At 63.3% G+C, this 12,465-nt stretch carries 13 protein-coding genes; 11 read left to right on the plus strand and 2 right to left on the minus strand.

The features are described from left to right. Window positions 1–34: 34 nt before the first annotated feature. Both AC3WP7_RS22410 and AC3WP7_RS22415 read left to right on the plus strand, forming a co-directional pair. Window positions 35–826, plus strand: a complete 792-nt coding sequence (locus tag AC3WP7_RS22410; protein WP_092244553.1) for a helix-turn-helix transcriptional regulator — start codon at window positions 35–37, stop codon at window positions 824–826. Further along, complete coding sequence (locus AC3WP7_RS22415) at window positions 826–2,277, plus strand: efflux transporter outer membrane subunit (protein ID WP_102592892.1); 1,452 nt, start codon at window positions 826–828, stop codon at window positions 2,275–2,277. Before AC3WP7_RS22410 ends, AC3WP7_RS22415 begins: the two co-directional genes overlap by 1 nt. On the opposite strand, the gene hpaA is transcribed toward AC3WP7_RS22415, so the two are convergent. Next, entirely contained in the window at window positions 2,204–3,064 is an 861-nt protein-coding gene (hpaA, locus tag AC3WP7_RS22420; protein ID WP_102592891.1) for a 4-hydroxyphenylacetate catabolism regulatory protein HpaA, read from the minus strand. The genes AC3WP7_RS22415 and hpaA overlap by 74 nt on opposite strands. 128 nt (window positions 3,065–3,192) lie before the next feature. Between hpaA and AC3WP7_RS22425 the strand changes: the two genes are divergently transcribed. From AC3WP7_RS22425 to hpaI, 8 genes are read left to right on the plus strand one after another with little or no spacing between them, the layout of a single operon-like run. Further along, on the plus strand, window positions 3,193–3,858 hold the full coding sequence (locus tag AC3WP7_RS22425; RefSeq protein WP_092244544.1) for a fumarylacetoacetate hydrolase family protein: 666 nt from the start codon (window positions 3,193–3,195) through the stop codon (window positions 3,856–3,858). Continuing rightward, complete coding sequence (locus tag AC3WP7_RS22430; protein WP_092244541.1) at window positions 3,855–4,625, plus strand: fumarylacetoacetate hydrolase family protein; 771 nt, start codon at window positions 3,855–3,857, stop codon at window positions 4,623–4,625. Before AC3WP7_RS22425 ends, AC3WP7_RS22430 begins: the two co-directional genes overlap by 4 nt. Before the next feature lie 5 nt (window positions 4,626–4,630). Then, complete coding sequence (gene hpaE, locus AC3WP7_RS22435) at window positions 4,631–6,091, plus strand: 5-carboxymethyl-2-hydroxymuconate semialdehyde dehydrogenase (RefSeq protein ID WP_092245503.1); 1,461 nt, start codon at window positions 4,631–4,633, stop codon at window positions 6,089–6,091. Between the two features lie 47 nt (window positions 6,092–6,138). Further along, window positions 6,139–6,996 (plus strand): 3,4-dihydroxyphenylacetate 2,3-dioxygenase, encoded by an 858-nt coding sequence (hpaD, locus tag AC3WP7_RS22440; protein WP_093124439.1) that lies wholly within the window; start codon window positions 6,139–6,141, stop codon window positions 6,994–6,996. A 15-nt stretch (window positions 6,997–7,011) separates the two neighbouring features. Beyond that, a complete protein-coding gene (locus tag AC3WP7_RS22445) occupies window positions 7,012–7,404 on the plus strand; it encodes a tautomerase family protein (RefSeq protein ID WP_092244535.1) in 393 nt (130 codons plus the stop codon). A gap of 46 nt (window positions 7,405–7,450) precedes the next feature. Further along, window positions 7,451–8,755 (plus strand): MFS transporter, encoded by a 1,305-nt coding sequence (locus AC3WP7_RS22450; RefSeq protein ID WP_092244531.1) that lies wholly within the window; start codon window positions 7,451–7,453, stop codon window positions 8,753–8,755. An 11-nt stretch (window positions 8,756–8,766) separates the two neighbouring features. Then, complete coding sequence (gene hpaH, locus AC3WP7_RS22455; RefSeq protein ID WP_092244528.1) at window positions 8,767–9,570, plus strand: 2-oxo-hept-4-ene-1,7-dioate hydratase; 804 nt, start codon at window positions 8,767–8,769, stop codon at window positions 9,568–9,570. Window positions 9,571–9,586: 16 nt separating this feature from the next. After that, entirely contained in the window at window positions 9,587–10,387 is an 801-nt protein-coding gene (hpaI, locus tag AC3WP7_RS22460; RefSeq protein ID WP_102592890.1) for a 4-hydroxy-2-oxoheptanedioate aldolase, read from the plus strand. Between the two features lie 123 nt (window positions 10,388–10,510). On the opposite strand, the gene hpaR is transcribed toward hpaI, so the two are convergent. After that, entirely contained in the window at window positions 10,511–10,933 is a 423-nt protein-coding gene (gene hpaR / locus AC3WP7_RS22465) for a homoprotocatechuate degradation operon regulator HpaR (RefSeq protein ID WP_092244522.1), read from the minus strand. A 207-nt stretch (window positions 10,934–11,140) separates the two neighbouring features. On the opposite strand from hpaR, the gene AC3WP7_RS22470 reads away from it, so the two are divergent. After that, window positions 11,141–12,439 carry an NAD(P)/FAD-dependent oxidoreductase gene (locus AC3WP7_RS22470; protein WP_093124456.1) on the plus strand — a complete coding sequence of 433 codons (1,299 nt, stop codon included), beginning with the start codon at window positions 11,141–11,143 and terminating at the stop codon, window positions 12,437–12,439. The last annotated feature ends 26 nt before the right edge of the window (window positions 12,440–12,465 follow it).

The following is a 12,465-nucleotide window of genomic DNA, read 5'->3' on the forward strand; positions in this document are numbered from 1 at the left end:
GTACACGGTTTTCGATATCAAGGATGAGAAGGCTATGAGTTTGACCAGCAGTATTGCCAACACCCAAAGCCCCCATTTCTACGCCGAAATGGGCGAGTTGATTGCCAGCAGTGGCCACCCGGGCTTTGCCGCCCACATGCTGCACCTGGTGGACAAGTGGGTGCCGATCCACCTGGTGGATCTGAGCGAATGGACCCTCGACGAGCTACGCGACCGTGTGCTCGATATCAAGCTGCTGGGCAGCGCCGGCCAGACGCAGGACCTGCCGCCCCTGGCCCTGAATTCCATGGACGACCATCCGCTGTTGCGCGAAATGCTCGGCATGCAGGACCCGCTGCTGATCCAGTTGAAAGCCAAGGCCAACAGCGCAGACCCGCGTGACACCTCACACCAGTGCAACCTGGTGTCGCGCCAGGGCAACCGGCGCTGTGTGATTTCGTTTTATCGCCCGCCGACCCAGCGCGGGTTTTCCCTGGCCGAGTTGTCGTTTCTCAAGTGCCTGTCGGACACCCTGCTGCCGCTGATCGAGTGCCACGCCCAGAGCCTGCGCCAGGCACCGCACACCGAGGTCGAACCGGCCCACACGTTGCTGGAGCAATCGCAATTGCAACGTGAGTTCTACAAGCGCCTGTCCCTGGGCGACATCACCTTGTCGGCGCGCGAGCAAGAGGTGTGCCTCGGCTTGCTGACCGGCGGCACCGTGCCGCAGATCGCGGAGAAACTCAGCGTGAAGAACAGCTCCATCGAAACCTACCTCAAGCGCGCCGCCGCCAAGTTGGGCGTGAGTGGAAGGCACGGTCTGGCCAAGTGGATGGTGGGCGCCTGATGCATAAATTGAGTACCTTTGCGATGGCCTGGATGCTTGGCGGCTGCTCGCTGATCCCGGACTACCAACGGCCTGCGGCGCCCGTGCCTGCGCAGTATCCCCAGGCTGGCGTGTATGCGCTGGCGCAGTCCGGCACATCGGACTGGCAGCAGCTGTTCCACGACCCGGCGCTGCAAGGGTTGATTGGCGATGCGCTGGTCAATAACCGCGACTTGCGCGTGGCTGCGTTGAACGTCGAGGCGTTCCAGGCGCAGTACCGTATCCAGCGTGCCGATCTGTTCCCGGCGGTGTCCGCTACCGGCGCCGGCCAGCGTCGGCGTGTGCCCGGGGACGTGACCGGCACCGGCAAGGCCGCCATCACCTCCAGCTATTCCGCGACCCTGGGCATCAGCGCCTATGAGCTGGACCTGTTCGGCCGCATCCGCAGCCTCAGCGAACAGGCCATGCTCTCCTACCTGGGCACCGAAGAGGCGCGGCGCAGTGCTCAATTGAGTCTGGTCGCCAACGTCGCCAATGCCTACCTGACCTGGCGTGCCGACCAGGAATTGCTGGCCCTGGCGCGGCAAACCCTGGTGGCCAACGAGCATAGCCTGCGCCTCACCAGCCGCAGCAAAACCGCCGGCAAAGCCTCGGCGCTGGACGTGGTGCAAGCCAGCACCAGCGTCGAAAGCACCCGCGCCAGCGTGGCCCGTTATGAGCGCCAGGTCGCCCAGGACCTCAACAACCTCGCCCTGCTGGTGGGCGGCCCGGTGGACGAACAATTGCCGTCGCGTCCACTCGCCGCCGACCTGGTGGCCCGCGTGCCGGCCGGCCTGCCCTCGGACTTGCTGCAGCGCCGCCCGGATATCCTCCAGGCCGAGTACCAGTTGCGCGCCGCCAACGCCAATATCGGCGCGGCACGTGCAGCGTTTTTCCCGTCGGTGAGCCTGACCGCCAACGCCGGCAGCGCCAGCACCGAACTGTCGGGGCTGTTCAAGGGCGGCTCGGGCAGTTGGACGTTCCAGCCGCAGATCAACCTGCCGATCTTCAACGCCGGCAGCCTGCGCGCCAGCCTCGACTACGCCAAACTGCAAAAAGACATCAGCGTGGCGCAGTACGAAAAATCGATCCAGACCGCCTTCCAGGAAGTCGCCGATGGCCTGGCGGCGCGGCAGACCTATACCGACCAGTTGGAGGCGCAACGGGATTTCGTCGCGGCCAATCAGCAGTATTACAACCTGGCCGAGCATCGCTACCGCAGTGGCGTCGACAGCAACCTCACCTTCCTGGATGCGCAACGTACGTTGTTCAGCTCGCAACAGGCGTTGATCGTCGACCGCCTGGCACAACTGGTGGCGGAAGTGAAGTTGTATACAGCGCTGGGCGGCGCGTGGGACGTCAGCGCAAGCCCGACTGCCGCAGCCGATACTCCCCCGGCGTCACCCGCGCATACCGAAGGAAAAACCGGCTGAAATACGCCGGATCCTTGAAGCCCAGCTGGTAGCAGATCTCGTTGGCGGAACTGCCGGTGAACAGCAACAGGCGCTTGGCTTCCTGCATCACACGTTCCAGGATCAGGCGCTTGGACGGCAGGTCGGCCAGGCGCCGGCACACCTCATTGAGGCGCGCCTCGGTCACGCCAATCCCCTCGGCGTAACGCGCCAGCCGCCAGTGCTCCAGATAGTGGGCCTCGATCAGTTCATTGAAGCGATGGAAGATGCGCAGGTCTTCGTGCCGGGTCGGGCGCGCGGGCAGTGAGTGGGCGCATAGGCGCAGCAGGCGAATCATGATCAGGCGCGTGAGGCTGTCCAATGCGGCGGCGCGCCCTGCCCGCTCGGCGTTGATCTCATCGTTGAGTTCTTCGAACAGCTGATCCAGGCCTTGGTCACCTGCGTTCAGCGCCACGCAGGCTGCGCCGGAGGCCAGGCTGGGATCAGCGTCGATCAATCCCCACACCAACTGCTGGCGCACGGTCAGCACATGCCCATCGGCATCCGCCTCGGTGACGAAGGCGTGGGGCACCGTGGGCGGCGTGAGGAAGAACATCGGCCCGGACTCCACGAACTGGCGGTCATCCAGGTACACCCGTACCGCGCCGCTTTTCACATAATGCACCTGGAAAAACCGGTCATGCCGATGCACGGGCATGTTGCGCCCGAAAAAACCCGCCAGGTTGCCGAGCTTGTCGTAATGCACCTCGGCATCGCTGTAACGCTGGTCGTAGACCTGCCCGATGTTGATGTTGGGGATCGGCTGCACGGTGCCCTCTTCTTGTTGTTTTGATGCTGCCTGATTTTGCCACGCTTGACGGTAGTTAACATATTAATTATAACGTTAACACATTAACGAACTGCCTATGCAGCAGTCGCCACCGCCAGGAGAAACGCATGAGCCGTACCCTGCATGATGTTGCCAGCGGCACCCTGTTCGGCGTTGCGCTGAACTACCAGGGCCTGCTGGACCAGCATCTCGCCGCCTTCCAGCAGGCGCCCTACCAGAAGCCGCCGAGCAAGCCGGTGCTGTTTATCAAAACCCCGAATACGCGCAACGAGCAGGGTGGCGTGGTGCTGCACCCCCAGGGTGAACGCCTGCAACCCGGCCCCGCTCTAGGCGTGGTGATCGGCCAGCTCGCCAGTCGTGTCAGCCTGGAAAATGCCATGGCCCATGTGGCCGGCTATGTGGTGGTGAATGAATTCAGCCTGCCGGAAGACAGCTACTACCGCCCCGCCGTGAAAGCCAAGTGCCGCGATGGTTTTTGTGTCCTCGGACCGCAGTTGATCCCTCGGGACCAAGTCGCCAACCCCGGTCAACTGAGCCTTAAGCTGTGGGTCAACGGCGAACTGCGCCAGGAAAACACCACGGCGAATTGGGTGCGCGATATTGCGCAACTGCTCGCCGAAATCAGCGAATTCATGACCCTGCACCCCGGCGATGTGCTGATCACCGGCACCCCCGAAGGCCGCGTGGATGTGCTGCCGGGCGACAGGGTAGAAGTCGAGATCGACGGCGTGGGCCGTCTGCTCAATCACATTCAAGCGGAGACTCAAGCATGAAACACGCCCGTATCCGCTTTGAAGGTGACGTGCACGCCGTACAGGTGCAAGCCGACAACGCCGTGCGCCTGAGCGATGGTCGCCTGCTCGCCGAAGACCAGGTGCAATGGCTGCCACCGGCCACCGGCAGCATGTTCGCCCTGGGCTTGAACTACGCCGACCACGCGGCTGAACTGGCCTTCACCCCACCCACCGAACCCCTGGCCTTCATCAAGTCCGTCGGCACCTACACCGGCCACCGCCAGGTCACATGGCGCCCGGACGACGTCGCCTACATGCACTACGAGTGCGAACTGGTGGCGGTGATCGGCAAGACCGCGCGCAACGTCAAGCGCGCCGACGCCCTGGACTACCTGGCCGGCTACACCGTGTGCAACGACTATGCGATCCGCGACTACCTGGAAAACTACTACCGCCCCAACCTGCGCGTGAAAAACCGCGATGCCACCACCCCGGTCGGACCGTGGATCGTCGATGTGGCCGATGTGCCCGACCCGGGCAACCTGACCCTGCGCACCTGGATCAACGGTGAACTGCGCCAGGAAGGCAGCACCCGCGACATGATTTTCGACATCCCGTACCTCATCGAATACCTGTCCAGTTTCATGACCCTGCAACCCGGCGACATGATCGCCACCGGCACGCCCGAAGGCCTGGCCGACGTGGTGCCCGGCGATGAAGTGGTGGTGGAAGTCGAAGGCGTGGGCCGCCTGGTCAACCGGATTGTCAGCGAGGCGGAGTTTTTCTCCGCCCGGAAAGAGGCGTGAGCAGCATGATCAAACACTGGATCAACGGCCGTGAGGTCGAAAGCAAAGACACCTTCATCAACTACAACCCGGCCACCGGCGAGGCGATTGGCGAAGTCGCCAGCGGCGGTGCCGAGGAAGTGGCCCAGGCCGTAGCGGCCGCCAAAGCGGCATTCCCGAAGTGGGCCAACACCCCGGCCAGGGAACGCGCACGCCTGATGCGCAAGCTCGGCGAACTGATCGAACAGAACGTGCCGCACCTGGCCGAACTGGAAACCCTCGACACCGGCCTGCCGATCCACCAGACCAGGAACGTGTTGATCCCCCGCGCCTCGCACAACTTCGATTTCTTCGCCGAAGTCTGCACGCGCATGGATGGCCACAGCTACCCGGTGGACGATCAGATGCTCAACTACACCCTGTACCAGCCGGTGGGCGTGTGCGGGTTGGTGTCGCCGTGGAACGTGCCGTTCATGACCGCCACCTGGAAGACCGCGCCGTGCCTGGCGTTGGGTAATACGGCGGTGTTGAAGATGTCGGAGCTGTCGCCGCTGACCGCCAATGAACTGGGGCGCCTGGCGGTGGAAGCCGGGATTCCCAACGGCGTGCTCAACGTGATCCAGGGCTACGGCGCCACCGCCGGTGACGCGCTGGTGCGGCACCCGGATGTGCGTGCCATTTCGTTCACCGGTGGCACCGCTACCGGCAAGAAGATCATGCAGACCGCCGGCCTGAAAAAATACTCCATGGAACTGGGCGGCAAGTCGCCGGTGCTGATCTTCGAGGATGCCGAGCTTGAGCGCGCCCTTGATGCGGCGCTGTTCACCATCTTCTCCCTGAATGGCGAACGTTGCACCGCCGGCAGCCGCATCTTTATCCAGGAAAGCGTCTACCCGCAGTTTGTCGCCGAATTCGCCGCCCGCGCCAAACGCTTGATCGTCGGTGACCCGCAGGATCCGAAGACCCAGGTCGGCTCGATGATCACCCAGGCCCACTACGACAAGGTCACCGGCTATATCAGGATCGGTATCGAGGAAGGCGCCACCCTGCTCGCCGGCGGCCTGGAACGCCCGGCCAACCTGCCGGCGCACCTGAGCAAAGGCCAGTTCATCCAGCCGACCGTGTTTGCCGATGTGAACAACCGGATGCGCATTGCCCAGGAAGAAATCTTCGGCCCGGTGGCGTGCCTGATCCCCTTCAAGGACGAAGCCGAGGCCCTGCAACTGGCCAACGACACCGAGTACGGCCTGGCCTCCTACATCTGGACCCAGGACATCGGCAAGGCCCATCGCCTGGCGCGCGGGATCGAAGCCGGCATGGTATTTATCAACAGCCAGAACGTGCGCGACCTGCGCCAGCCATTTGGCGGGGTGAAAGGTTCCGGCACCGGGCGTGAAGGCGGCCAGTACAGCTTCGAAGTGTTTGCCGAGATCAAGAACGTGTGCATTTCCATGGGCAGCCATCACATTCCGCGTTGGGGTGTTTAACCCCCGCCAAGGCGCTCCAACAACAATAATGAACCTGGAGAATCATCATGGGCGAAGTGGTCCTGGCGGCGAAGATCTGCCACGTGCCGTCGATGTACCTGTCGGAACTGCCCGGCAAGCATCACGGCTGTCGCGAAGCGGCGATTGCCGGTCACAAGGAGATCGGCCGGCGCGCCCGCGAATTGGGCGCCGACACGGCGGTGGTGTTCGACGTGCACTGGCTGGTCAACAGCGGTTACCACGTCAATTGCGGCGAGCGGTTCCAGGGCACCTACACCAGCAACGAGCTGCCGCACTTCATCAAGAACATGGAATACGCCTACCCCGGCTGCCCCGAGCTGGGCGCGTTGATCGCCGCCGAGGCCAACCTGGCCGGCGTGCGCAGCATGGCCCATGACATCCCGAGCCTGGAGCTGGAATACGGCACGCTGGTGCCCATGCGCTACATGCACATGGACGTGCCGGAGGATGAGAAATTCAAGGTCATTTCCATCGCCGCCTGGTGCGCCTGGCACCGCCTCGAAGACAGCTTCGCATTCGGTGCCGCCGTACGCCGGGCAATCGAAAAGAGTGACCGCAAGGTGCTGGTGCTGGCCTCAGGCTCCTTGTCGCACCGTTTCTCGGACGACCGCCAGGCGGAGGCGAATATCCACACCTGGACCCGCGAGTTCGACAAGCAAGTGGACCTGCACGTAGTGGAGATGTGGAAGCAGGGCCGCTTCAAGGAGTTCTGCGCGATGCTGCCGGACTACGCCGAGCACTGCTTCGGCGAAGGCAAGATGCACGACACCGCGATGCTCCTGGGGCTGCTCGGTGGGCCGGATTACGCCAGGCCCGCCGAGATCGTCACGCCGCCGTTCGGCAGTTCGGGCACCGGCCAGGTCAATGCGATTTTCCCCCTGTAGAACCGGGAGCACCCCATGCCGCACTTTATCGCCGAGTACACCGACAACCTCGAACCACAGGCCGACCTGCCCGGTCTGTTTGAAAAAATCCACCGCGTGCTGGGCGACAGTGGCGTGTTCCCCCTCGGGGGTATTCGCAGCCGTGGCGTACGCCTGGACACCTGGCGCATGGCCGATGGCAAGCACGACTACGCCTTTGTGCACATGACCCTCAAGGTCGGCCATGGCCGCGACCTGGCCACGCGCCAGGCAGTGGCCGAAACGGTGTTCGCGGTGATCACCGCGCACTTTGCCGAGTTGCAGGCGCAACGTTTGCTGGCGCTGTCATTCGAGATGGTCGAGCTGCACCCGCAACTCAATTTCAAGCAGAACAATGTGCATGCGTTCCTGAACAACCCGGCGGGGTAAAACCCGCTGCTCTCCTCACGGCCTCTCAGACAAAAAGTACAACATCATGAGCACAGCCCACTCCACCGCCAGCCGCGTGCTGGCCGAGCACGACCGTACCCATCGTTCAGTGACGTGGCGCCTGCTGCCGCTGTTGCTGGTGTGTTACCTGTTCGCCCACTTGGACCGCATCAATATCGGCTTCGCCAAGATGCAGATGAGCAGCGACCTGCAGTTCAGCGACACGGTCTACGGCTTCGGCGCCGGGCTGTTTTTCATCGCCTATGCGCTGTTCGGCGTGCCGAGCAACATGGCCCTGGACCGCGTCGGCCCCAGGCGCTGGATCGCCAGCCTGATGGTGGTGTGGGGCCTGTTGTCCACCGGCATGCTGTGGGTGGAGAGCGCCCGTGGTTTCTATGTGCTGCGCTTTTTGCTGGGGGTGGCCGAGGCCGGTTTTTTCCCGGGCATCCTGGTGTTTCTCAACCGCTGGTACCCGGCTCGCCGCCGCGGCCAGGTCACCGCGTTGTTCGCCATCGCGGTGCCCATGGCCGGGGTGTTGGGCGGGCCGTTGTCCGGGGCGATCCTCGAACACTTCCACGATGTCGGCGGGATGCGTGGCTGGCAGTGGATGTTCCTGATCGAAGGCCTGCCCGTGGTGCTGCTGGGGCTGGTGGTGCTCAAGTGGCTGCCGGACGGCTTCGACGCGGTGCACTGGCTGACCGCCGAGCAAAAACACCAGTTGCGCGACCAACTGCGCAGCGAGGAACAGCGCAAGACCATCACCTCGTTCGGCGCCATCCTGCGCGACCCGCAGGTATGGCTACTGGTAGCGGTGTACTTCGCCGTGATGCTGGCAGTGAACACCCTGGCGTTCTGGATGCCCACCCTGATCCACGGCGCCGGCATCGGCCGCGACAGCCAGGTCGGCCTGCTCAGCGCCGTGCCCTACCTGGCCGGGTGCTTCTTCATGATTGGCTGCGGGCGTTCCTCCGACCGCCATCGCGAACGCCGCTGGCACCTGTGCGTGCCACTGCTGATGGCGGCGGTCGGGATCGCCGTGGCCGGCCTGGCGCCGGGCAATCCGCTGTTGGTGATGGGCGGGCTGGTGGTTGCCGGCATGGGCGCCAGTGCCGCCCTGCCGATGTTCTGGCAACTGCCACCGGCGTATCTATCCACCACCACCCAGGCCGCCGGCATTGCCATGATCAGCTCCTTCGGCAGCGTCGCCGCGTTCCTCGCGCCGTACCTGATCGGCTGGATGCGCGACGCCACCCAGAGCGCCAGCCTGGCGCTGTACGTACTTGCCTTGTTCATCGCCCTCGGCGGCCTGCTGGTGCTGCGCACCCACGCCGCCATCGTCAACCCAGACTAGAGACCGTTGCCATGCTCGACTCCCAGCAGATCCTTGATGCCGCCCTCCGCCTGGACCGCGCCGAACGCAGCCGCGAACAAGTGCGCCAGTTTTCCCTCGACTATCCGAATATCACGATCGAAGATGCCTACACCATCCAGCGCGCCTGGGTCGCACTGAAGATCAAGGGCGGGCGCACTCTCAAAGGCCACAAGATCGGTCTCACCTCACGGGCCATGCAGGTCTCGTCGAACATCACCGAGCCCGACTACGGCGCCCTGCTCGATGACATGTTTTTCGACGAAGGCAGCGACATTCCCTTCGAACGCTTCATCGTGCCGCGAGTGGAAGTGGAGCTGGCGTTTATCCTCGGCAAACCGCTCAAGGGGCCCAACTGCACGGTGTTCGATGTGCTCGACGCCACCGAGTGGGTGATCCCCGCGTTGGAGATCATCGACGCGCGCATCCAGCAGGTAGACCCGCAGACCAACGCGACGCGCAAGGTCTTCGACACCATCTCCGACAACGCCGCCAACGCCGGCGTGGTGCTGGGTGGCCGTGCCGTGCGGCCGACCGAGATCGACCTGCGCAAGGTGCCGGCGGTGCTGTACCGCAATGGCGTGATCGAAGAGTCCGGCGTGTCGGCGGCGGTGCTCAACCACCCGGCCAAAGGCGTGGCCTGGCTGGCGAACAAACTGGCGCCGTATGACGTGACCCTGCTGCCGGGGCAAGTGATCCTCGGCGGCTCCTTCACCCGACCGGTCGCGGCCCGCCCTGGCGATACGTTCCATGTCGACTACGACCTGCTTGGGTCGATTGCCTGCCGCTTCATCTGAACCCTGGAGGATTGCCATGGACCTGCCCATCAACCGCTTCAAACAACGCTTGCACAGTGGCGAGGTGCAAATTGGCCTGTGGCTCGGCCTGGCCGACGCCTATTGCGCAGAGTTGGCCGCCAATGCCGGTTTCGACTGGCTGCTGATCGACGGCGAACACGCGCCCAATCACCTGCACGGCATGCTCGGCCAGTTGCAGGCCATCGCGCCCTACCCCAGCCAGGCACTGATCCGCCCGGTCATCGGCGACAGCGCATTGATCAAGCAACTGCTGGATATCGGCGCCCAGACGCTGCTGGTGCCCATGGTGGAAAGCGCCGCCCAGGCTCGTGACCTGGTGCGTGCCATGCGGTACCCGCCCCAGGGCCTGCGCGGTGTCGGCAGTGCCCTGGCGCGGGCGTCGCGCTGGAACAGCATCCCCGGCTACCTGGATCAGGCGGACGAACAGATGTGTCTGCTGGTGCAGATCGAAAACCGCGAAGGCCTGGCGAACCTGGATGAAATTGCCGCCGTCGAGGGCGTGGACGGTGTGTTTATCGGCCCGGCGGATTTGAGTGCGTCGCTGGGGCACCGGGGCAATCCCGGGCATGCGGATGTGCAGGCGGCGATCGAGGATGCGATCACACGCATCGTGCAGTCGGGCAAGGCGGCGGGGATACTCAGCGCAGATGAAAACCTGGCGCGGCGCTACATTGAGCTGGGCGCGACCTTTGTCGCGGTGGGCGTGGATACCACTGTATTGATGCGTGGGTTGCAGGCGCTGGCGGGGAAATTCAAAGGCACGCCCACGGCCGGCCACAGTAGTGGCGTCTACTGAGATCTTATGTGGGAGGGGGCTGGCCCCGATAGCAGTGGTTCAGCCAAACATCTGGTGACTGACACACCGCCATCGGGGGCAAGCCCCTCCCACATTTTGCTCGGTGGGGACTCAGCTGTTACCTCAGCGGTTGATGTTCTTCAAGTCATCCAGCAGACCCAGCAGGGTCTGCAACTTCTCTTCGCCAAACTGATCCTGCAACCGCTGGTAGTTGGCCTCCATGCACTGGCTCATCGACTCGAAGCTGGCCTTGCCCTTGTCAGCCAACGTCACCAGTACCCGGCGCTGGTCCTGCTCGGCCTTGCGCCGGTGCACCATGCCGGCGGTTTCCATGCGCACCAGCACGCCGGTCATGCTCGGCTTGAGGATGCAGGCCAGTTCCGCCAACTGGTAAATCTCCAGTTCACCGTATTGCTCGAGGATGCGGATGATCCGCCATTGCTGTTCGGTCAGGCCGTGTTCATTCAGGGACGGACGGAAAAAACTCATGGCGGCTTCGCGGGCTTGCAGCAAGGCCAGGGTCAGGGATTGTCGAGGTTTGGACATAGGGATCAGGGTCACGAAGTATTTAGTTAATAATTTAACGAAACTCTAACATTCCCTGCCGGCGAGCGCGCTATAACTTGTCGAGCGCACCGCCCATGGCGCGCTGAATCAAATGCCTGGGCACGCAGGGTCAAGACTTCCATCCTGCCATGGCCCCTAATGGAGGCATCCGCTTCAGAGCCTTCCTTCACTTTTTCAGGCTGCGCCATGATCAACATCGAAACCCCTACGTATTACACCGCCACCAAGAAATACAACCTGAGCTTCCCCACCCTGGAACAGGACATCGACGCCGACGTTGTGGTGATCGGCGGCGGTTTTTCCGGCATCAACACGGCCCTGGAACTGGCGGAAAAAGGCATCACCAACATCGTGGTGCTTGAAGCGCGCTACCTGGGGTTCGGCGGCACCGGCCGCAACGGCGGGCAGATCATGGCCGGTATCGGCCATGACCTGGAGAAGATCAAGAAGGACGTGGGCGAAGACGGCCTGCGCCAGGTGTTCGAGATCAGCGACCTGGGCGCAGACATCATCAAGAACCGCATCGCCAAGTACAACATCGACGCAGACTTCTGCCACGGCTACGGCTACATGGGCTTCAATGCCCGCCAGGAAAAAACCCTGCGCGCCTGGGAAAAGGACTTCAAGTCGATCAACAGCCAGCACGAAATCCGCTTTCTCGGCGGCGCCGACGTGCAACAGATCATCGGCTCCAAGGCCTACAGCAGTGCCCTGCTGCACATGGGCGGCGGACATGTGCATTCGCTCAACCTGCTGCTGGGCGAAGCCACCGCGCTGGCCGGTCATGGCGTGCGGATTTTCGAGAACAGCCCGGCGCTGGAAGTCAGCTACGGCGAACGCATCACCGTGCGCACCGGCCGTGGCTCGGTGCGCGCGAGCAAGCTGCTGTGGGCCTGCGACAGTTTCCTCAACAAGCTGGAGCCGGAGCTGCACCGTTCGACCATCAACACCTACGCGTTCCAGATGATGACCGAGCCGTTGTCAGAGGAGCTTATCCAGCGCATCAGCCCAATTCGCGGGGCCTACAGCGATATTCGCCCGGTGATCGATTACTACCGCGTCACCCAGGAAAACCGCCTGTTGTTCGGCGCGGCCACACCCTTGGTAGAGCATATTCCCGGTGACCTCAAGGCCTGGAACCGTCGACTGATGCTGAAGATTTTCCCCTACCTCAAGGACGTGAAAATCGACCTGGCCTGGGGCGGCCCCATGGCGTGCAGCCCCAACCTGTTCCCGCAGATCGGCACCTTGCCGGGGCGCAGCAACGCGTTTTTCGTGCAGGGCTATTCCGGTTTTGGCGTGACCCCGAGCCACATCATCTGCAAGGTCCTGGCCGAAGGCATGAGCGAAGGCTCGGCGCGCTACGACCTGGTCAGCTCGATTCATCGCCCGACCATCATCGGAAAGGACGCGATCCGCCCCTTGCTGCTGACGGCGGGCAAATCCTGGCACCAGCTTTCCGGTTACTGGAACGGGCGCCGCTAACCGCATTATTTACTCAACTGGAGAAC

The organism is Pseudomonas sp. FW305-3-2-15-C-LB1, assembly GCF_058787615.1.